The following is a 21,676-nucleotide window of genomic DNA, read 5'->3' on the forward strand; positions in this document are numbered from 1 at the left end:
AGCCTGATGAAAAACGCCGGTCATCATGCGCCCGAAGCGGTTACTCCGCTCCGACCTCTGTACCCTCAAGGTTGAGGCTGAGCTTATCGCTCGCAGCGTCATCTTCATCGTCCATTTCTTTCATTTCAATCTCTTGCTCATCTTCGCTCAAAATCTTAACGTCCATACCCAAGCTTTGCAGCTCTTTGATCAATACTTTGAATGACTCAGGAACACCTGGTTCCGGAACATTCTCGCCTTTGACGATGGACTCATACGTTTTCACCCGACCTACAACATCATCGGACTTAACAGTCAAGATCTCTTGCAGTGTATAAGCGGCACCATAAGCCTCAAGCGCCCATACTTCCATCTCACCGAAACGTTGACCACCAAACTGAGCTTTACCACCCAGAGGCTGTTGCGTAACGAGTGAGTAAGGACCTGTAGAACGAGCATGGATTTTATCGTCAACCATGTGTGCCAGCTTGATCATGTGCATGACGCCGACAGTAACTTCACGTTCAAACTCTTCTCCGGTACGGCCATCGTATAGAACGGTTTTACCATTACGCTGCATGCCTGCTTCTTCCATCGTATCGAAGACGTCATACTCCTTCGCTCCGTCGAATACAGGCGTTGCTACGTGAATACCGAGCTGCATGGCTGCCATACCCAAGTGAACTTCAAGTACTTGACCGATGTTCATCCGGGAAGGTACGCCCAGCGGGTTAAGAACGATCTGAACCGGTGTTCCATCCGGCAGGAATGGCATATCTTCTTCCGGCAGGATACGAGCGACGACCCCTTTGTTACCGTGACGTCCGGCCATTTTATCACCCTCGGAAATTTTCCGTTTTTGAGCGATATAGACACGAACGAGCTGGTTCACACCTGGAGGCAGTTCATCACCGTTTTCACGGGTAAATACTTTTACGTCGACTACGATACCGTCAGTACCGTGAGGAACACGCAAGGAAGTATCACGTACTTCACGCGCTTTCTCACCGAAAATCGCATGCAGGAGACGCTCTTCAGCAGTCAGTTCTGTTACACCTTTCGGTGTTACTTTACCAACCAGAATGTCGCCGGCACTGATCTCAGCACCGATGCGGATAATACCGCGCTCATCCAGATTACGCAGCGCTTCTTCCCCAACATTCGGGATATCACGTGTGATCTCTTCAGGTCCGAGCTTGGTATCACGTGCTTCCGACTCATATTCCTCGATATGGATGGATGTATACACATCTTCTTTAACGAGTTTTTCACTGAGCAGGATCGCATCCTCGTAGTTGTAGCCTTCCCAAGTCATGAAGGCAACGACGACGTTACGTCCCAGTGCCAATTCACCCATTTCCGTTGAAGGACCGTCTGCGAGGATGTCGCCAGCTTTGACAACAGCACCTCTTTTGACAATCGGACGCTGGTTAATGCATGTTCCTTGGTTTGAACGCATAAATTTGTGTAATTTATATTTAACGATATCGCCTTTGACTTCTTGACCATCAACTTCTTCAATACGACGCAACCAAATTTCATTCGCAGAAGAACGTTCAATAATCCCGTCATATTTGGAGACAATACATACACCGGAATCTTTCGCGGCTTTGTGTTCCATACCTGTTCCGACCAGCGGAGCTTTAGGAATCAAGAGTGGAACGGCTTGCCGTTGCATGTTCGATCCCATGAGCGCACGGTTGGAGTCATCGTTCTCGAGGAACGGAATGAGCGCCGTAGCGACGGATACCACTTGCTTCGGAGATACGTCCATGTAGTCCACTCGCTCACTCGGCATCGTGAGGATGTTATCCGATTGCTTGTTGTAACGTACAATGATCGCTTCTTCGGCAAAAGTACTATCTTCATTCAGCTTCGCATTCGCTTGAGCGATGACATAGTTGTCCTCTTCGTCTGCTGTCAGGTAATCGATTTGCTCGGTTACGACACCCGTCTTCGGATCTACCCAGCGATATGGAGCTTCAATGAAACCATATTCGTTCACCCGGGCAAATGTAGACAGAGAGTTGATCAAACCAATGTTTGGTCCCTCTGGTGTCTCGATCGGACACATCCGGCCATAGTGGGATGGATGGACGTCACGGACTTCCATGCCTGCACGCTCACGTGTCAAACCACCCGGTCCGAGTGCGGACAGACGGCGTTTATGCGTCAATTCACCCAATGGGTTCGTTTGATCCATAAACTGTGACAATTGGGAGCTACCAAAGAACTCTTTAATGGATGCGATAACAGGACGTATGTTAATCAGAGCCTGAGGCGTGATTACGTTAGCATCCTGAATGGACATTCTCTCACGAACCACACGCTCCATACGGGACAAACCGATCCGGAACTGATTTTGCAAGAGTTCACCGACCGAACGGAGACGACGGTTACCCAGGTGATCGATATCATCTGTGCTTCCGATGCCGTGCAGAAGGTTAATGAAGTAACTGATAGAGGAAATGATATCAGCCGGTGTTACGTTTTTCACTGATTTATCAATGTTAGCATTGGCAATCAATTTAACAACCTTACCATCCTCAATTGGTGAAAACACATCAATCGTTTGCATTGGAATATCATTAGCATCCAAAACACCGTTAGCCACGTGATACGTGCGGAATCCAACGTTTTTCTCCAGATGCGGCATAATTTCGTCGAGCAAACGACGGTCTACCATTTGCCCCGCTTCGGCGATAATCTCACCCGTGTCGGTATCAATGAGAGATTCAGCCAAACGTTGATTGAACAAACGGTTTTTGATGTGCAGCTTTTTGTTGATTTTGTAACGACCTACGTTAGCCAGGTCATAACGTTTTGGATCAAAGAAACGAGCTACGAGCAAGCTTTTCGCATTATCAAGCGTTGGCGGCTCACCCGGACGAAGACGCTCATAAATCTCAATCAGAGCTTTCTCCGTGGAATCTGTATTGTCTTTGTCCAGCGTATTGCGGATATATTCGTCATTACCGAGCAGATCCAGAATCTCAGCGTCTGTGCCAAAACCAAGTGCACGCAGGAGAACCGTCACCGGTATTTTACGTGTACGGTCGATCCGGACGTATACAACATCCTTCGCGTCCATCTCCAGTTCGAGCCAAGCGCCGCGGTTAGGAATAACTGTAGCGGTATACGTTTTTTTGGCGTTTTTATCAACTTTGGTACTGAAGTAAACGCTAGGAGAGCGAACCAACTGGCTGACAATAACCCGTTCAGCACCATTAATAATAAATGTGCCAGTATCGGTCATCAGCGGGAAATCTCCCATGAATACTTCCTGCTCTTTGACTTCTCCGGTTTCCTTATTAATGAGCCGGACTTTGACCCGAAGCGGTGCTGCATAAGTAACGTCACGCTCTTTCGCGTCGTCTACTGTATACTTCGGTTCACCGAGACTGTAATCGATAAATTCCAAAATCAAGTTACCTGTAAAATCCTGGATCGGCGAGATATCCTGGAACATTTCGCGCAACCCTTCCTCCAAAAACCAATCATAGGATTTTTGTTGGATTTCAATCAGGTTCGGAACTTCGAGTATCTCGTTAATTCGTGCATAACTGCGCCGAGTGCGTCGACCATATTGAACAAGATGTCCTGCCAACTTAAACTCACCCCTCAATGTCTACTCACTTTAAAAATTTCGTTGCGAACCTCTGTTTGTAACCTTATAATGGTACACATACAGAGCAAAGCAATGCATCCACAAATAAAGAAAAGCCCTTACTCGAATGTCGTTCGATAAAAGAGCAACTTTGATCGGCGGATGTCTTTCCAAAAGATACTTATCCCCAGTTTGCCCAAAATGTACATATTATACGCCAAACGTAGGCATAATAAGCCCGTTCGGCGTAAAAAAAGGTTGACATTTTCAGTTAGCTAAAGCCAAGTAGGGCATCTTAATACTGACATTTTACAATAATACCACGGCCTGAATTTCAAGTCAATAGTCCTATTGCAAAAAAATGTTCCACTGCTTACTTTACAAAACTGAAATTAGCTTATACTTGCCTCTTCCGTCTTGACCGCTTTAAAAATCCGGTAGCCTTTGTCCTTCGTTACTTCCTCCACTCGACCAAACAAAGATTCCAACTTCTCTTTCGCAGAAGGCGCTCCCTGTTTTTTCTGAATGACAACCCATAACGATCCACCTATTTTCAAATGACGATACGCTTGTTCAAAAATGGTATGAACCGTTTCTTTCCCCGCACGGATAGGCGGATTGGTCAGAACCACGTCATAGTCTTCCTTTTTCACTTCAGCCAGAAGATCACTTTGCATAACCGTTACATTCATTATGCCGTTCGCTTTTGCGTTTTCCCTGGAAAGCTCAATCGCTCTCTCATTGATATCGATCATGGTGACATGCCCATCCGGTACAAGTTTGGCTGCTGTAAGACCAATCGGTCCATATCCGCAACCCACATCCAGAACATGAGCTCCAGCAGGCAAATCCATAGCATCAATCAACACTCTGCTGCCATAATCGATTCCGTTTTTGGAAAATACCCCTGCATCCGTAATAAATCGTAATTTCCATCCACGTAGCTCCGCTTCTGTAGCCCGTCTGTCATGCGCCACCTGCGGTTTGTCCGAATAATAGTGATTGGACATGTCCTCACTCACTTTCCATTACAATTACAGCAACAAACCCCTTGATATAAGTCAAGGGGTTTGTTGTTTTGTTCATTCAGCCTATAAAAGCTAAATTATTTAACTTCGATTGTAGCGCCTGCTTCTTCAAGCTTAGCTTTAACCGCTTCTGCTTCTTCTTTGCTTACTTTTTCTTTCAGTGGTTTTGGAGCGTTGTCAACCACTTCTTTTGCTTCTTTCAGGCCAAGACCTGTGATTTCACGAACTGCTTTGATAACGTTGATTTTGGAAGCACCAGCGCTAGTCAAGATTACATCAAACTCGGATTGCTCAGCTTCAGCTGCAGCAGCTCCGCCACCTGCAACAGCTACTGGAGCTGCAGCAGTTACGCCGAATTCTTCTTCGATTGCTTTAACGAGATCGTTCAGTTCCAGTACAGTCATGCCTTTGATTGCTTCCAAGATTTGCTCTTTACTCATGATTGAACCTCCATATATAATATTATTTTTTTTTGTAATTCATCACTGCCTAAGCAGCTTTCAGATCAAGTTGCTTACGCGCCTTGTTCTTCTTTTTCAGCAACCGCTTTAACCGCAAGCGCGAAGTTGCGCACTGGCGCTTGAAGCACGCTGAGGAGCATGGAAAGAAGACCTTCGCGGGATGGCAGTTCTGCCAATGCTTTGACTTCTTGTACTCCGATTACGCGACCTTCTACAACTGCACCTTTCAATTCCAGTGCATCGTTCTTTTTCGCGAAGTCGTTCAGAATTTTGGCTGGAGCCACAACGTCGTCTGCGCTGAATGCAATTGCACTAGGTCCTGTCAGTACTTCATTAAGTTCTGTCAGTTCTGCTGCAGCTGCTGCGCGGCGAAGCAACGTGTTTTTCAGCACTTGGAATTCGATTCCGGCTTCACGAAGCTGCTTACGCAGCTCAGTTACTTGGGCAACGTTCAAACCGCGATAGTCAACAACAACACTAGTAGCGCTCTCGCGCAATTTTGCTGTTACTGCATCAACGGACTCTTGTTTTGCTTGAATCACTTTTGCGTTTGCCAAACTGTACACCTCCTGATCAAATTTATCCCATTAAGAAAAGCCTCCGTAGAATCACGAAGGCTTGATATATACTCATAACCGATTTGCATCGTTCTAAGTTCTATAATCACACCTCGGCAGGAAATTAAGCCAAATGGCACCTACTGTCTACGGCAAGCATATTCAAATGTCAACGGTCAGTCACTCGGACTCACAACTTTTATAGAATATCAGAACAAGACAAGCCTGTCAAGAGATATTATCTAAAAGCTGCTGCGTTCACGCGTGCGCCAGGGCCCATCGTGGAAGAAAGACTTACATTCTTCAGATAAACACCTTTTGCTGCCGCCGGTTTAGCACGAGTCAAAGCATCCATGAGAGCTTTAAGGTTCTCATTCAGTTGCTCTGCCGAGAAAGAAGCTTTACCGATCGGTGCATGAATTTGACCTGCACGATCCAGACGATATTCGATTTTACCGGCTTTAATTTCTTGAACAGCCTTGGAGACATCGAAAGTTACCGTTCCGGCTTTAGGGTTAGGCATCAGACCTTTACCGCCGAGCAGACGGCCCAATTTACCTACTTCACTCATCATATCCGGTGTCGCTACGCAGACGTCGAATTCGAACCAGCCTTGTTGGATTTTGTTGATCATGTCTGCATCACCAACATAGTCCGCGCCAGCCGCTTCCGCTTCTTTCGCTTTGTCACCTTTTGCAAATACCAATACGCGCTGTGTTTTACCTGTGCCGTGAGGCAAGACAACAACACCACGTACAGCCTGGTCTTGTTTACGTGGGTCTACGCCCAAGCGTACTGCTGCTTCGATTGTTTCATCGAATTTTGCAGTGGCTGCCTTTTTCACAAGCTCTACAGCTTCTGAAGGCTCGTAAGTTGCTTCGCTGTCAATCAGCTTAGCAGCTTCCAGGTATTTTTTACCGTGTTTAGCCATGTTATATTCCTCCTTTGTGGTGTTAGCGGATATACCTCCCACATCAACCGGCCGCGAATCGGCCGGCTTTACGAAGCCATGTTTCAGATGAAAAATTAGTCTTCGATGGTGATACCCATGCTGCGGGCAGTACCTTCGACCATACGCATTGCGGACTCAACGTCAGCTGCATTAAGGTCAGGCATTTTTTGTTCCGCGATTTGACGTACCGCATCACGTTTAACGGTAGCGACTTTTTTCTTGTTCGGTTCGCCGGATCCTTTTTCCACTTTTGCTGCCACTTTCAACAGAACTGCTGCTGGTGGAGTTTTAGTGATGAAAGTAAAGGAACGGTCTTCGAATACTGTGATTTCAACAGGAATAATCAATCCCGCTTGATCGGCTGTACGAGCGTTGAACTCTTTACAGAATGCCATGATGTTGACACCTGCTTGACCCAAAGCTGGACCTACCGGAGGCGCTGGATTCGCTTTACCTGCTGGAATTTGCAGTTTTACCATTTTGATTACCTTTTTTGCCATGATTGACACCTCCTTGCAAAATAGTGGTTAACGGACCTCTCGGTCCTCCCACAAGAAACTTGAAGAGACTATATCTTCTCCACTTGCGTATATTCCAACTCAAGCGGTGTTTCCCGTCCAAACATGTTCACATGCACTTTCAACTTGCTTTTGTCTACCAAGATTTCTTCCACGGAGCCCACAAAATTCGCAAAAGGACCAACTTTAATACGTACGGATTCCTTAATGTCGAATTCAATTTTAGGCTTCGGCTCAACCATGCCCATATGCTTCAGAATTTGTTCCACTTCTTCAGGCAGCAAGGCTGTTGGTTTGGACCCGGAACCTGTCGAACCGACAAATCCCGTAACACCTGGTGTGTTGCGAACAACATACCAAGAGTCATCCGTCTGGACCATTTCCACCAAGACATATCCGGGGTAAACTTTACGCATAACGGTTTTTTTCTTACCGTCCTTGTTTACCACTTCTTCTTCCATAGGAACAAGAACGCGGAAAATCTTGTCTTCCATGCCCATGGACTCTACGCGTTTTTCCAAATTGGCTTTGACCTTATTCTCATACCCTGAATAGGTATGAACGACGTACCATCTTTTTTCCATATCAAGCCACCTGGGACCCTTCTTAAATAATCGCTTCGATCACAGCGGAGATGCCGATATCAACGACCCAAAAAAACAGCGTCATAACCACAACAGTACCAAGAACGATCAATGTGTAGTTGGTCAGCTCTTTACGATTAGGCCAGCGAACTTTTTTAAGTTCAGCCCAGCTTTCAGAGAAAAAGGAAATCAGAGATTTGAAACTACGTTTCACGCCGACTACACCTCCAAAAAACTATCTGGTTTCGCGATGAGAAGTCTGCTCGTTACAAAACTTGCAAAATTTCTTCATCTCCATGCGGTCGGGGTGATTACGCTTGTTTTTTGTCGTAGTGTAATTTCTTTGTTTGCAGTTCGTACAAGCCAAAGTAATAATTACCCGCATGATGTACACCTCCCGAAGACTTCCACATTGAAGCGGAGTCTCTAAATTGATCCTAAAAAAAAGCCGCGAATTTAGGCCTACCTAAAACACTTTATCATAAGGGTATAACCATGTCAATGAAAGAATAGCCTTTCATCTTTGGGTAAAAGTTCCTATCAAACACATTCCGTTTCTCATCTCTGTTTTTCTCTTCTCCTGCATGGACCAAGCGATTACTAGTATAATCATTCTTTTAGTTTATAAACTTGAGGCAGCAAAAAAAGACTCAAACCCCGAGCCTTTTCCGTCAACGACAACATGTGTTTAATTATCTCGTACTTCCAGATACTTTTCAAGTTTACGCTTGACGCGCTGAAGTGCATTGTCAATGGACTTCACATGTCTGTCCAAATCGACTGCAATCTCTTGATAAGATCTCCCGTCCAGATACAACATCAATACTTTACGTTCCAGATCACTCAAAATCTCAGACATCTTATCTTCCAGGCCCACAAACTCTTCCTGATTGATGATAAGCTCTTCCGGATCACTGACCTGAGTTCCACAAATCACATCGAGTAACGTACGATCAGATTCTTCGTCATAAATAGGTTTGTCCAGTGATACATAAGAATTAAGCGGAATATGCTTCTGACGTGTTGCCGTCTTGATTGCCGTAATAATCTGTCGTGTAATACACAACTCGGCAAAGGCTTTGAAAGAAGCGAGCTTGTCCCCTTTGAAATCCCTAATGGATTTATAGAGTCCAATCATTCCTTCCTGAATGATATCTTCCCGGTCAGCCCCAATCAGAAAATAAGATCTTGCCTTGGCGCGTACAAAGTTGCGATATTTGTTAATCAAAAACTCCAGCGCTTCGCTCTCGCCTTCACGGACCGCTTCGACAATGTCTTCGTCACTTTGGTAATCATACTTGGATAACATGATATCTTTGAGGTCGACACTCACAGACAATCCCTCCGGCTGCAACGCAAGGTACCCCGTTACTCTACTCTATGAAATATAGGACCAGTATATATGATGGTACCTCACACCGTCAACCACGCCCTGCCTAAAAAAGAACATCAATAACATAATTGTCAAGAGTTTCAAAATTCTAAATTCTGTAAAACCGTGCTGTTATTCCCGCCGCCATCGCTCAAACTGCTTCAAAACATCCGGACTTAATTTCCCGCCGATAGTATTTCGCGTTGTTTTGGCTTGATCTTCTTCCAGACGTTTCTGTAACTCTTTTTCGTTCTGCTCCACTTCGATCAACAGTTCCCTTGCAGATATACGCAGAGCCCCCTGTCCAAAAATGACATGCTGCTCTACCATATCACTTGTAGCCACATAGATTTGGCGTCTTCGCGTGCTTAGTTCCCGAACGAGTCTCTCAATGCATTCGTCTGCCGTCTCTTTTTCCTTTGTAAAAAAAATCTGCACTTTGCTCTGTGTAAAGGATTTACCGAGTCCAGGCACGAGGTAGGCGTCAAAAACAACAATGACTCTCAGACCGGAGAATGCCTGGTAATCGGCTAGACGGGAGAGAAGCCTGTTGCGGGCCTCCTCCAATCCGTTCTCCGCCAATCTGGATAACTCCGGCCAGTCACCAATCATGTTGTACCCGTCTACAAGAAGCACATCACGGGAATCAGCCATATCTTCTAGTCCTGCGCTTGGCGCGAACGAAGCACTTCATACATGACAACACCCGCAGCCACGGAAGCATTCAGGGAATTAATCTGTCCTTGCATCGGTAATTTGATCAGCACATCGCATTTCTCGCGAATGAGTCGCCCCATTCCCTTGTTTTCGTTTCCGATCACGAGAGCTACCGGACCTGTAAAGACTCCGTTCCCAAACACGCTCTCCTGAGCAGCAACATCCGTACCTACCACCCATATGCCTTCTTCCTTGAGACGGTCAATCGTTTGTCCCAGATTGCTTACACGAGCCACTGGCACATATTCAACAGCACCTGCTGAGGTTTTGGAAACAGTCACTGTAACAGCAGCTGAGCGCCGCTTGGGTACAATGACACCATGCGCACCCGTGCAGTCGGCTGTCCGCAAAATCGATCCAAGGTTATGCGGATCTTCAATCTCATCCAGCAAAATCAAAAATGGATGCTCATTCTTCGCTGCCGCTGCAGCAAGAATATCTTCAACCTCCACATAAGCGTACGGAGCTGCTTGCGCCACCACACCCTGGTGCTGAATGCCAGGAACCGTTTGATCCAGTTTACGCTTGTCTACGTGCTGAATGACAATCCCTAGTTTTTTCGCTTCCGCGATAATAGGTTGCGTCAGATGTTTTTGTGCTGTATCTGCGATCCATATTTTATTAATGGTCCGGCCTGAACGCAGCGCCTCCGTTACGGAGTGCTTACCGGCGATCCATTCTTCTTCCATTGTTGTTCGATCCTCTCTTTAACGCTCTGCTGGAATCGGTACCTAAAGAGGCTGACCCACAGAAGCGGCTTTTGTTGAATTTCTATTATTTATTCGGCTTGTTTGAACTCTGCTCGTGTTCAGCATGCTCAATGCCCTTAGAAATCAGTTCAATCATACGACCATGCAGACCACTACTATACAGGTAACCGATCAGACACTCCAGAGCAGTTGCATGTCTGTATTCCAGAACATCCGCATTTTTGGGAATACTGCCTGACTTGGCGTTGCGACCTTGTCTAACGATGTCACGTTCTTCATCCGTCAGATCAGCTTCAATACCCGTAAGAATGCGGCTCTGGGCCTTGGCTGACACCAGACCGGTTGCACTGCGGTGCAAATGGTTGGGACGCATATTGGCTTTGGACAACAGATATTGCCGTACAGCGACCTCATATACCGCATCACCAATATAGGCGAGTGCAATGGGAGGAATCAATCGCGCGGGACGGGATGGGGGATATGGAAACCATCCCCCCTGTGTAACATGTATGGACTGTTCTTCTCCCTGCTGTTGCTCCGTAAATTCGACAGATTCAGACAACTTATTCGACTGCTCCTCGGTCATTTGCGCCGCCATCTCATCCCTTGAGCCGTATCCTCAAGCAAGATGCCCTGCGCCGACAGTTCATCCCGAATTTCATCAGCCCGTGCCCAGTTTTTGGACTTACGCGCTTGTGTGCGCTCTTCAATCAGACGCTCAATGTCTTCATCCAAAAGCTCCGGTTCAGCGTCCGTATAGATCCGAAGCACCGCATTCAGCTCACTGAACAATTCCAGGAGCGCACGAATGTCCGCAGCGTTTACCACATCTTGCTGCAACAGTTGGTTCGCTTCCCCAGCCCATTCAAACAGTGCCGTAATTGCATCAGGCGTATTGAAGTCATCCTGCATTTTCTCATGATACTGCTGACGAATCTGCTCCAGTCTTGCTGAAAACTCTGCTGAAACAGGTCGGTCCACGCTTACAGCCTGCAAGCGATGATTGAGGTTGCCTACGGCATTGGCGATCCGGTCCACACTATTCTGTGCCTGTTCCATCGTATCTTCCGTAAAGTTCAATGGATTGCGGTAGTGGGTAGACAACATGAAATAACGAATGGCTTCCCGTTTATACTCATTGCGAAGATCTTTGACAAGCACTCCGTTCCCGAGTGATTTCGACATTTTTTCATTATCGATACGGATAAACCCATTATGCATCCAATAGTTTGCCAGCGGTTTACCAGTCAACACCTCGGATTGAGCGCATTCGCACTCATGATGCGGGAACTGCAAATCCTGTCCTCCACCATGAATATCCAGCGTGTCCCCCAAATACTCACGTGCCATGGCAGAGCACTCGATATGCCAGCCTGGACGACCATCACCCCATGGACTGGACCAGTAGATTTCACCCGGCTTCGCAGCCTTCCACAGCACGAAGTCTTCAGGATGCTCTTTGCGCTCATCTACACCAATGCGGATTCCAAATTGTAATTCCTGGAGGTTTTGCTTCGACAGTTTGCCATACTCCGCGAATTTGCCTGTGCGATAATATACGTCACCGCCATTTTCATAGGCAAAATCCTTTTCAACCAGCTCACGGATAAAATCAATAATGAGCGGCATGTTCTCCGTCACTCTTGGATTACTGCTTGCCTTCGGAATACCCAGCCCTTCGAGATCCTCGTAGTATGCGGCAATAAACTTTTCGGCAACATGAGAAACATCCGTGCCAAGCTGCTCGGCTTTGCGAATGAGCTTGTCATCGACATCCGTGAAGTTCACGACATAGTTCACCTCATGCCCTGTCTGTTCCAGATACCCTCGAACCGTGTCGAAAAAGATAACCGGACGTGCATTCCCGATATGAATGTAATCATATACCGTCGGTCCGCACACATACATTTTTACTTTCCCCGGCTCTTGGGGAACAAAATTTTCTTTGGTACGACTCATCGTATTATAAATTTGAAGCGTCATAGTCACTTTCCTTTCATCCGTTTCCATCATTTTTCTATTGTATCACGGGAAAACTCACTTTCACGGTTACTCTGCAAAGTACGCACTTCTTCACGCAAACGTTCGATCTCTTGCTGCATGCTGCGCAAGGAATCGATTACCGGATCGGGAAGCTGCTGGTTCAGACGGTCCACCCGGCGACCATCCTGTTTCACGATTCTACCCGGTATACCTACAACAGTGCTGTTTGAAGGAACCTCCTTCAGCACAACCGAGTTTGCACCAATATTGCATTGATCCCCCACACTGAAGGACCCCAGTACCTTCGCTCCGGATGAGATAACCACATTATTGCCAATTGTCGGATGTCTCTTCCCTTTTTCTTTACCCGTTCCGCCAAGTGTAACCCCCTGATAGATGACAACATCGTCGCCAATCTCACACGTTTCCCCAATCACAACGCCCATACCATGGTCAATAAACAACCGATTGCCGATCGTAGCCCCGGGGTGGATTTCGATACCTGTCATAAAACGGCTGACCTGCGAAATAAACCGGGCCAATGAAAACCATCTCCGCTTGTATAAAACGTGTGCCGCCCGGTGCGCCCATATCGCATGCAGCCCCGAGTAAGTAAATACAACCTCAAACCATCCCCGGGCCGCCGGATCGTTTTCAAACACCGCCTGGATATCTGATCTGATCTTCTTGAACATGCTCGTTCCCCTCTTGTTCAGGTCTTCGTCCTCCGGATTACCGGACGGCGCGGCCCTCATGGTAGTGTACTTCCGACTCGATTAAATAGAAAACGCCTCTGCAGCTGTTTAAGCTGCAGAGGCGTTTATCGCGGTCCCACTCTGCTCGGTCCATGCTTTAACATGCAGGGACTGGTCAGCCGATTATAGCGGCTTAATACCCTTGCATAAGAATGAACCCTCAACAGTTCCGTAACGGGAACCAACCGTCACAACCTATCCTGACGTTTTCCTCTCTGCTATAGGGCAAGAGGCGGGGCCGGATTCGGCTATGCAGCTCACGGGTGCATTTCGATTGGCGGACAGCGGATGGCTCACAGCCACCGCAGCAAGAACCTTTCTTCTTTACTGCGGGACCATCCTCTCTGAATCTGTCCGGTTCAACCTACTTCTCCCGGTCTTTGCTGTTTCTATGATGAATGATAAAATCATACCATTTAACCTTTGTGTTGCTATTATAGCGAAAAGGTTATGGAGTGACAACAATCTTCCTTCATATCGGTCTAAACGAAGCTCTTTACTCAAGTCCAGAACAGACTGAAACAAGTGTGTATGTTATGCGCCTTTTACCTGAGCATGCAATCGATCAATAACCGTATCGCGGCCTAGCAGTACGATCGTTTGGTTCAAATCACGGCCATGCGTCTGTCCTGTCAGGGCTACACGGATTGGCATAAACAGCTGCTTGCCTTTAAATCCGGTCTCCTTCTGGACTTCCTTAATCAGCGCAGCCATCTTGCTTGGTGTAAATTCGTCGCTCGCCTGCACTTTATCTGCAAATGCCTTCAGCACGGTTGGCACCTGCTCCTCAGCGAGTACAGCAGCTCCTTCACTCTCCATCTCCAGATGGGCACGGAAGAACACTTCCGATAATTCCACAATATCTGAGGCCGAATTCATCTGCTCCTGGTAGAGATGAACAAGGGAATATGCCCATTCTTTCTGTTCAGGTGAAAGCTCAGAGCCAATGCGTCCTGCCTTTTGCAGATGTGGAATCGCCATTTCAGCAATGCGATCCGGGTCTGCATTTTTGATATAGTGGTTGTTCAAGTGAGCCAACTTGTGGGTATCAAATACCGCCGGGCTCTTGGACAGACGCTTCGTATCAAAAATGGAGATTAACTGCTCTTGCGAGAAGATCTCTTCCTCTCCCTCAGGCGACCAGCCAAGCAAAGAGATGAAGTTAAACATCGCTTCAGGCAAATAGCCGAGCTGATCATATTGTTCAATAAACTGAATTACGGACTCATCCCGTTTGCTCAGTTTCTTATGGTTCTCATTCACGATCAGCGTCATATGACCGAATTGCGGTGGCTCCCAGCCAAGCGCTTCATAGATCATCAGCTGGCGTGGTGTATTGGAGATGTGATCCTCTCCACGCAGAACGTGGGAGATCTTCATCAGGTGGTCATCCACAGCAACTGCGTAGTTGTACGTGGGAATGCCGTCTTTTTTTACAATAACGAAGTCGCCGGATTCCTTGCTGTTGAATGAGATTGTTCCTTTTACCATGTCATCAAATGTATATATGCGTTCTTCCGGTACACGGAAACGAATACTTGCCACACGGCCCTCTGCTTCAAATGCACTCTGTTGCTCTGGTGTCAGATCACGGTGCTTGCCCGAATAACGCGGAGTTTCCCCACGTGCCGTCTGTTCCTCACGTTCTTGCTCCAGCTCTTCTTCCGTGCAATAGCAGCGGTAAGCCAGACCTTTGTCCAGCAGTTCCTGTGTATATTTGCGATAGATATCCAGACGTTCCGTCTGACGGTATGGTCCGTACTCTCCGCCGACATCAATACTTTCGTCCCACTCGATTCCGAGCCATTTCAAGTATTTCAGCTGGCTTTCTTCACCACCGGCAATATTGCGTTTCACATCCGTATCTTCAATACGAATAATGAATTTGCCGTTGTTATGTTTGGCATACAAATAGTTGAACAGTGCTGTACGGGCATTCCCGATATGCAGGTGTCCCGTTGGACTCGGCGCGTAGCGCACACGAACTTCCGTGCTCATAAAATATCCCCTCCGTATCTAGTTGGTTGATAATATCACACGCGAACAAGGCAAACAACCGATTGGGCAGCTATACCCTCTCCCCGCCCGGGGAATCCCAGTTGCTCTGTTGTAGTCGCTTTGACATTCACCTGTGTTACATCTGCTTCCAGTGCCTTGGCAATGACCTCGGCCATCTGCGGAACGTAAGGTGCCATCTTTGGTTTCTGTGCAATAATGGTTGAATCGATATTTCCCAGACGGTATCCGCGCTCTTTCACCAGCTGCCACACATGCTCCAGCAGTTTCAGGCTGTCGGCATCCTTGAATTCCGGATTGGTATCCGGGAAGTGTTTGCCAATGTCCCCGAGTGCAAGTGCACCAAGAATGGCATCACTGATGGCATGCAGCAACACATCCGCGTCCGAGTGGCCCAGCAGTCCTTTTTCATAAGGAATCGTCACTCCTCCAATAATGCAAGGGCGTCCCTCTACCAGCTGGTGTACATCAAATCCCTGTCCTACACGTATCATCGCTTCTTCTCTCCCCCTAGCAAAAACGCGGCGTACTCCAAATCTTCCGGCGTCGTTAACTTAATGTTCGCATAACTGCCTTCCACAACCTTGACCGACATTCCCTGGCGCTCAGCCAGCATGGCGTCATCCGTCCCTAGAAATCCGTCCCGTTCCGCAGATTCATAGGCAAGCAGCAGCGAAGAAAGACGAAAAGCCTGCGGGGTTTGAATGCTCCACAGACTGCTGCGGTCTGGCGTCGCCGTAACGATACCCTCCGCATTCACTTGTTTGATCGTATCCTTCACTGGAACAGCCAGGACAGCTGCTCCACCCGACATCGCGGCCTGCATGCAGCCTGTAATCTGCTCACGGTTTATAAAAGGACGTACCCCGTCGTGAACGAGGACCCAATCTGTTCCCAAGGCCTTAAGGCCTCCATGCACAGAATGTTGTCTCTCTTTCCCTCCGGGGATAACACGTACACGTGATTCCAGTTGGTATTCTTTTACCCAATTCAGGCAGCGTTCAACATCTGCAGCTCCGGTTACCAGCACCATTTCTCTGACCTCGTCCAGAGCCGCAAACACCTCAAGCGTATGTATGAAAACGGGCTTGTCCTGCAGCAGCAGAAACTGCTTGCTCTCGGTCGTTCCCATCCGGGTTCCCCGACCTGCCGCCACAATGACAACCCCCCACCCTTTATCCATGCCGCGATCCCTGCCTTGTCTGTCAGTTTACCGTTCATTGATATAAAATATCTGCAAGCGATATAAAATATCTTACAACGATACACTACCCATCATACCGCTTTATTGGGCTTTTTCCAACAATTTCGGCTTGGCAAAAATCATTCGTCCCGCTGACGTCTGCAGTACACTGGTCACCAGCACTTCCATCATCATGCCGATATACTCGCGTCCACCTTCCACAACGATCATCGTACCGTCATCCAGATAAGCCACACCCTGACCATGCTCCTTGCCATCCTTGATGATCTGCACCAGAATTTCCTCACCCGGCAGTACCACTGGCTTGACCGCATTAGCCAGATCATTGATGTTCAGTACAGATACACCTTGGAGTTCGCAAACCTTATTGAGGTTAAAGTCATTGGTAACGACCTTGCCCTGAAGCACTTTCGCCAGCTTAACCAGTTTACTGTCCACTTCGGAAATTTCCTCGAAATCCCCCTCGTAGATCAGGACCTTGACGTCCAATTCCTTCTGAATTTTATTCAAAATATCAAGCCCGCGCCGGCCTCTGTTTCGCTTGAGCAGATCCGATGAATCGGCAATATGCTGCAATTCCTCCAATACGAATTCCGGAATCACAATCGTTCCCTCGATAAATCCGGTTTTGCATATATCTGCGATGCGGCCATCGATAATAACGCTGGTATCCAGAATCTTGTGTTCTTCCATCCGCCTGTCCTCATCAACCTCAGGGTGACCCCATCGTCCTGACATCCAGAAGGCACCCAGATCGTCTTTCTTGGCCATGGCAAGCGTGTAGCCTGTATAGCTACATACGACCGTCAGCGCCACCTGAAGCACCTCTCCGGCCGTTCCAAGCCAGGCTACACAAGGATACAGCAGCAAGGCCACCAGTAATCCCGCAACGGTACCCGCCGCTCCTGCCGCGAGTTCATTCATCGGTACTTTTGCCAAGGAATCAATCCCATTATGCAGTCTGGTTGCCATCAATGTTCCTCCGATGCTGCACACAGACATAAACAATACAGCTCCTAGTAGCGTTGATACCCCAGCTCCCAACAGTCCTGCTGACTGAATCCACTCAGCCATCCAAGGGACGGATTTTCCTGCCAGATGATATGCCGTGTAGCCGAACCATGCACCGCACAATCCTGTAAAAGTTAAAATGCCTTTTTTCCACATAAGTCCCTGCACCTCCTTCAATATAACTTCTTGTTTATATCCAGTATGATCCAATTCCCAAATTGCTAATCCCGCTTTCGAAGAACTTTTTGGAAATGTTGCAATCGTCAGTTGAAAGAAGGTAAATTATTGGCATATAATGAATTCAATTCATATCCCGAGGTGAGTAGCAAAATGAGTACGCTAAGTTTACAGGCTTTTCAGGATCAAGTTTCCGAGCTGTTGCTGCGTCATCGCAGCCTGATTGATGTACTGTCCAAAACAGGACAAGCCGGAGCTTCTGTCAATCGTGCCGTGTCCAAGGCCATTACCGAATGCGGCTGCATTGAGCTGCACGCCACCAAGCAGAGATATGCCCCGGAGAGTGATATCGCTAAAACCAAAGGGCTGCTGGAAACGCATGTGGAAGGTGAATTGTGCGAGAATTGCAAAGAGGTGATCAGCTCCGAACTGGGGCGGAACCTGTTTTATATGTCGGCTCTCTGCAATCTGCTGGACATCAACATGGAAGAAGTCGTGAATCACGAGTCACAGAAATGTTCGACGTTAGGGATGTTCAATTTGTCGTAGATCTGAATAACAAAAAGCACGTATACTCCTGCACAGGAGCGTACGTGCTTTCTTTGTATATATTTGATATTCGAAACACAAACCAACCGAATTCCAGAATGCAGGAATACCTAGCGATCAGAAGGACGAGAAGACTTCTCTTCTTTACGCTTTTTGGCCCGGTTTCGGGAGGCGGCCGTCCGCATACTATGCTTCATCCCGTACAGGGCATATAGCACAAGTGGAATAAAGATCAATTTGGACAATTGTTCAGGAAACATTACCGCCACCAATACTGCGAAGACGATAACCCAAGGTGCAATCCAGATCGCTTTACGCGGCAAACCAACTTTTTTGAAATTCGGATATTTCAGCGAACTCACCATGAGATAGGATAACAACAACGTAGCAATCATCATACTCACAGGGCCAATATCCTTGTTAAATAGGGACAGGGTAGCTAATACCCCTCCGGCTGCTGGAATCGGCAGGCCTGTGAAGTATCCGGGGATTCCCGGACGAACATTAAACCGGGCAAGCCGAATGGCTCCACATATCGGAAAACTGGCTGTTGCGACCCAGGCAAGAACCGGCGCTGCATCCTGAAACGAGACCATAAATATAATCAGGGCCGGAGCTGCACCAAATGATACCATGTCAGACAAGGAATCGAGCTCCTTGCCGAATTCACTCTGAGCATTGAGTGCACGTGCTACCCGCCCATCCAGACCATCCAACAACATCGCAACAATAACCATGATTGCAGCCAAACTGTAATTCCCATCAATCGCAAGCAAAATCGCCATCATTCCAAGAAACAGATTACCTAGGGTAAAGAGATTCGGAATGAATCTGGTTAACATCGTTGTTTCACCTCATCATATTCAAGCCGTTATAGGAAAATCCTTACATCTGTCTGTCAATGAACATCTGCTCCTGCAAACGTTTGAGACCTTCTTTAATGGTACGCGCGCGTACCTCACCAATCCCGTCCACTTCGTCCAGCTCTTCAATGGTAGCCATAATGACATGTGGCAATTGCTCAAACTGATCCACCAGGTTATGGATGATGACATTCGGCAGGCGGGGTATCTTATTCAATACCCGATATCCGCGTGGTGCAACCGAATCTTCGGATGTAGCCGCTGACGAGGGGTATCCCAACAGGCGAACAATATGATGTGCATCCAGCAATTCATCGTCAGACAACCTTTTCAGGCCTATAATAATATCGCGGATTTTGTCATCACTGTCGTCACGGGCATAGTCCTTGTAGAGCAACCAGGCTTCTTCCTCCGTTGTTCCGACCAGCTCCTCCATCTGCATAGAGATCAGTCGTCCCTCGTTACCGAGTTCATGAATGTACCGTTTGATTTCCGTTTTGATGCGCATAACCATTTCTGTACGCTGAATGACATTGACCACTTCAGGAATGGTCACCAGTTCCTCGAATTCGGATGCACTCAGATTCGTAAGGGACTGTGTCAATACAGCTTTGTATTTCTCCAAGGTTTGAATCGCTTGATTCGCCTTGGTCAAAATAACCCCAATTTCTTTGAGCGAATACCTAAGCGTTCCCTGATACAAGGTAATAATATTCCGGCGTTGCGATATGGATACGACCAATTTGCCCGTTTGCTTGGCAACCCGCTCTGCCGTTCGGTGACGAATTCCTGTCTCAGATGAGGAGATCGAAGAATCCGGGATGAGCTGGGTATTGGCATATAGAATGCGCTTCAAATCCTCGCTAAGGATAATGGCACCGTCCATCTTGGCGAGTTCATACAGATAGTTGGGGGAGAAGTCGCAGTTAATCGAGAATCCCCCATCCACAACTTCCATTACTTCAGGGCTGTATCCTACAACCAGCAGTGCCCCCGTCTTGGCGCGCAGCACGTTCTCCAGACCTTCGCGGAAAGGTGTACCTGGTGCGATCAGCCTTAACAAATCGTTCATGTTATCCAGTTGGCTCGAATCTTTCATTTTATTATGCCCCCTAATCTAAAGCAACCGCTAGTGCATCTGCCACGGTATTCACACCGATCAGTTGTATCCCGCGAGGATGTTTCCAGCCCTTTAAGCTTTTTTCTGGTAAAATAACACGCTTGAATCCCAGTTTCTCGGCTTCTTTCACACGTTGTTCAGCCCGTGATACGGCCCGAACCTCACCCGTCAAACCGATTTCCCCAAAAATGACGTCATCCGGCTTGGTCGGTACATCCCTCAGACTGGAGGCGATGCTGACAGCAACCGCCAAATCGATAGCCGGCTCATCCAGCCGTACACCTCCAGCCACATTCAGATACGCATCCTGCGTTTGCAAGAACATGCCCATTCGTTTCTCAAGTACAGCAATAATGAGGTTTAGCCTGTGATGGTCTATGCCTGTTGCCATACGACGCGGAGAAGGAAAATGAGTAGAAGAGATAAGCGCCTGCAATTCCACAAGCAGAGGACGCGTACCCTCCATACTGGCAACTACGGTAGAACCCGCTACACCGAGTGGACGCTCTGACAAAAAAAGCTCAGAGGGATTACCCACTTCACGAAGTCCTTCTTCCCCCATTTCAAAGATGCCTATCTCATTGGTCGAACCAAAACGATTCTTAACCGCACGCAACAGGCGATACGTATGATGCCGTTCTCCTTCAAAATAAAGAACACAGTCCACCATATGTTCGAGCATACGCGGACCGGCAATGGCGCCTTCTTTCGTAACATGCCCCACAAGTACGGTTGCAATGCCTCGCCCTTTTGCAATCCGCATAAACCGTGATGTACATTCCCTTACCTGAGCTACACTGCCGGGTGCACTGGTGACTTCTGGCAGATATACCGTCTGAATGGAGTCGATGACAAGAAAATGCGGCTGGATCTGATCCACCGCTTCCTCAACTCGTTCCATATTCGTCTCACATAGTACATATAACTCAGGAGATAATGCACCCAGACGGTCAGCCCGCAATTTGGTTTGCTTGACCGATTCCTCGCCAGAGACATATAACACGCGCAAACCCGAATGAGTTAATGCATGAGATGTTTGCAACATCAACGTTGATTTTCCGATTCCGGGGTCTCCGCCCACCAGAACGAGAGATCCTGGAACAATTCCGCCGCCCAGTACACGGTTCAGCTCTTCAATTCCAGTCTGTACACGCGGCTCCTGACCGCTATCTATATCTATGATGGGAAGTGGTTTATCTTTACTCTCAAAGAGAGGGGAATTTCTCCCTTGTGTTTTGACCACCGTTTCGGTTTCTTCCACCATTGAATTCCAAGACTGACAACCTGGACATTTGCCGTACCATTTGGGGGCTTCATAGCCGCATTCCGTACACTGAAACTTGGTTTTAACTTTGGCCACTTCAGCACTCCTAGAATTTATTTTATAACAGCATTTTGCATTTTTCGACGAATTTTGACCTAAACTTCCTGACGTGCAGGGTTAATAAAAGTTTACCATTGTTTGAGATTTTTCGTAAAGGATTATCGCAAACTTTACACCTGTTCCTACGCA

General features: G+C 47.5%; 23 protein-coding genes and 1 other annotated feature. Of the genes, 1 reads left to right on the forward strand and 22 read right to left on the reverse strand.

Annotated elements, in window-relative coordinates; translation table 11 throughout:
- Positions 1-40: 40 nt before the first annotated feature.
- The 19 genes from rpoB to ACFTRD_RS31755 form a co-directional block, all read right to left on the reverse strand.
- A complete protein-coding gene (gene rpoB, locus ACFTRD_RS31665) occupies positions 41-3,586 on the reverse strand; it encodes a DNA-directed RNA polymerase subunit beta (RefSeq protein WP_062329482.1) in 3,546 nt (1,181 codons plus the stop codon).
- Positions 3,587-3,978: 392 nt separating this feature from the next.
- A complete protein-coding gene (locus ACFTRD_RS31670; protein ID WP_379386915.1) occupies positions 3,979-4,596 on the reverse strand; it encodes a class I SAM-dependent methyltransferase in 618 nt (205 codons plus the stop codon).
- A 95-nt stretch (positions 4,597-4,691) separates the two neighbouring features.
- Positions 4,692-5,054, reverse strand: a complete 363-nt coding sequence (gene rplL / locus ACFTRD_RS31675) for a 50S ribosomal protein L7/L12 (protein WP_062329486.1) — start codon at positions 5,052-5,054, stop codon at positions 4,692-4,694.
- Between the two features lie 74 nt (positions 5,055-5,128).
- The gene (gene rplJ, locus ACFTRD_RS31680) at positions 5,129-5,632 is read right to left on the reverse strand and encodes a 50S ribosomal protein L10 (RefSeq protein ID WP_062329488.1); all 504 of its coding nucleotides are present in this window, start codon (positions 5,630-5,632) and stop codon (positions 5,129-5,131) included.
- A gap of 23 nt (positions 5,633-5,655) precedes the next feature.
- Positions 5,656-5,803: a sequence feature (ribosomal protein L10 leader region), on the reverse strand.
- Positions 5,804-5,870: 67 nt separating this feature from the next.
- Positions 5,871-6,563, reverse strand: coding sequence for a 50S ribosomal protein L1 (gene rplA / locus ACFTRD_RS31685; RefSeq protein ID WP_379386918.1), 693 nt, complete (start codon positions 6,561-6,563; stop codon positions 5,871-5,873).
- 95 nt (positions 6,564-6,658) lie between these two features.
- The gene (rplK, locus tag ACFTRD_RS31690; RefSeq protein WP_024633598.1) at positions 6,659-7,084 is read right to left on the reverse strand and encodes a 50S ribosomal protein L11; all 426 of its coding nucleotides are present in this window, start codon (positions 7,082-7,084) and stop codon (positions 6,659-6,661) included.
- Positions 7,085-7,152: 68 nt separating this feature from the next.
- Entirely contained in the window at positions 7,153-7,686 is a 534-nt protein-coding gene (nusG, locus tag ACFTRD_RS31695; RefSeq protein ID WP_024633599.1) for a transcription termination/antitermination protein NusG, read from the reverse strand.
- Between the two features lie 22 nt (positions 7,687-7,708).
- Positions 7,709-7,900, reverse strand: coding sequence for a preprotein translocase subunit SecE (gene secE, locus ACFTRD_RS31700; RefSeq protein WP_024633600.1), 192 nt, complete (start codon positions 7,898-7,900; stop codon positions 7,709-7,711).
- A gap of 21 nt (positions 7,901-7,921) precedes the next feature.
- A complete protein-coding gene (gene rpmG, locus ACFTRD_RS31705) occupies positions 7,922-8,071 on the reverse strand; it encodes a 50S ribosomal protein L33 (RefSeq protein WP_072735843.1) in 150 nt (49 codons plus the stop codon).
- 303 nt (positions 8,072-8,374) lie between these two features.
- A complete protein-coding gene (sigH, locus tag ACFTRD_RS31710) occupies positions 8,375-9,019 on the reverse strand; it encodes an RNA polymerase sporulation sigma factor SigH (protein WP_024633601.1) in 645 nt (214 codons plus the stop codon).
- A gap of 171 nt (positions 9,020-9,190) precedes the next feature.
- Positions 9,191-9,712: an NYN domain-containing protein gene (locus ACFTRD_RS31715; RefSeq protein WP_379386922.1), complete on the reverse strand. Its 522-nt coding sequence runs from the start codon at positions 9,710-9,712 to the stop codon at positions 9,191-9,193.
- Positions 9,713-9,717: 5 nt separating this feature from the next.
- The gene (gene rlmB / locus ACFTRD_RS31720) at positions 9,718-10,464 is read right to left on the reverse strand and encodes a 23S rRNA (guanosine(2251)-2'-O)-methyltransferase RlmB (protein ID WP_379386924.1); all 747 of its coding nucleotides are present in this window, start codon (positions 10,462-10,464) and stop codon (positions 9,718-9,720) included.
- Positions 10,465-10,549: 85 nt separating this feature from the next.
- On the reverse strand, positions 10,550-10,996 hold the full coding sequence (locus ACFTRD_RS31725) for a Mini-ribonuclease 3 (RefSeq protein WP_379386943.1): 447 nt from the start codon (positions 10,994-10,996) through the stop codon (positions 10,550-10,552).
- Between the two features lie 71 nt (positions 10,997-11,067).
- On the reverse strand, positions 11,068-12,468 hold the full coding sequence (gene cysS / locus ACFTRD_RS31730; RefSeq protein WP_379386926.1) for a cysteine--tRNA ligase: 1,401 nt from the start codon (positions 12,466-12,468) through the stop codon (positions 11,068-11,070).
- Positions 12,469-12,494: 26 nt separating this feature from the next.
- Positions 12,495-13,163, reverse strand: a complete 669-nt coding sequence (cysE, locus tag ACFTRD_RS31735) for a serine O-acetyltransferase (RefSeq protein WP_192271103.1) — start codon at positions 13,161-13,163, stop codon at positions 12,495-12,497.
- A gap of 594 nt (positions 13,164-13,757) precedes the next feature.
- Positions 13,758-15,221, reverse strand: a complete 1,464-nt coding sequence (gltX, locus tag ACFTRD_RS31740; RefSeq protein WP_379386928.1) for a glutamate--tRNA ligase — start codon at positions 15,219-15,221, stop codon at positions 13,758-13,760.
- 35 nt (positions 15,222-15,256) lie between these two features.
- Complete coding sequence (gene ispF / locus ACFTRD_RS31745; RefSeq protein WP_379386930.1) at positions 15,257-15,733, reverse strand: 2-C-methyl-D-erythritol 2,4-cyclodiphosphate synthase; 477 nt, start codon at positions 15,731-15,733, stop codon at positions 15,257-15,259.
- Positions 15,730-16,422 (reverse strand): 2-C-methyl-D-erythritol 4-phosphate cytidylyltransferase, encoded by a 693-nt coding sequence (gene ispD / locus ACFTRD_RS31750; RefSeq protein ID WP_379386932.1) that lies wholly within the window; start codon positions 16,420-16,422, stop codon positions 15,730-15,732. The genes ispF and ispD overlap by 4 nt, the downstream gene beginning before the upstream one ends.
- 102 nt (positions 16,423-16,524) lie before the next feature.
- Entirely contained in the window at positions 16,525-17,610 is a 1,086-nt protein-coding gene (locus ACFTRD_RS31755) for a PIN/TRAM domain-containing protein (protein ID WP_379386934.1), read from the reverse strand.
- Positions 17,611-17,784: 174 nt separating this feature from the next.
- On the opposite strand from ACFTRD_RS31755, the gene ACFTRD_RS31760 reads away from it, so the two are divergent.
- On the forward strand, positions 17,785-18,180 hold the full coding sequence (locus ACFTRD_RS31760; RefSeq protein ID WP_192271108.1) for a nucleoside triphosphate pyrophosphohydrolase family protein: 396 nt from the start codon (positions 17,785-17,787) through the stop codon (positions 18,178-18,180).
- 110 nt (positions 18,181-18,290) lie between these two features.
- On the opposite strand, the gene pssA is transcribed toward ACFTRD_RS31760, so the two are convergent.
- Genes pssA through radA form a run of 3 tightly spaced genes read right to left on the reverse strand, consistent with a single transcriptional unit; the run spans position 18,291 to position 21,523 of the window.
- Positions 18,291-19,022 carry a CDP-diacylglycerol--serine O-phosphatidyltransferase gene (gene pssA / locus ACFTRD_RS31765; protein WP_379386936.1) on the reverse strand — a complete coding sequence of 244 codons (732 nt, stop codon included), beginning with the start codon at positions 19,020-19,022 and terminating at the stop codon, positions 18,291-18,293.
- Positions 19,023-19,065: 43 nt separating this feature from the next.
- Entirely contained in the window at positions 19,066-20,142 is a 1,077-nt protein-coding gene (gene disA, locus ACFTRD_RS31770) for a DNA integrity scanning diadenylate cyclase DisA (RefSeq protein ID WP_062329505.1), read from the reverse strand.
- 13 nt (positions 20,143-20,155) lie between these two features.
- The gene (gene radA, locus ACFTRD_RS31775) at positions 20,156-21,523 is read right to left on the reverse strand and encodes a DNA repair protein RadA (protein WP_192271111.1); all 1,368 of its coding nucleotides are present in this window, start codon (positions 21,521-21,523) and stop codon (positions 20,156-20,158) included.
- Positions 21,524-21,676: the final 153 nt, after the last annotated feature.

Origin of the sequence: Paenibacillus sp. NPDC056933 (assembly GCF_042674385.1) — a bacterium.
Taxonomy (GTDB): domain Bacteria; phylum Bacillota; class Bacilli; order Paenibacillales; family Paenibacillaceae; genus Paenibacillus.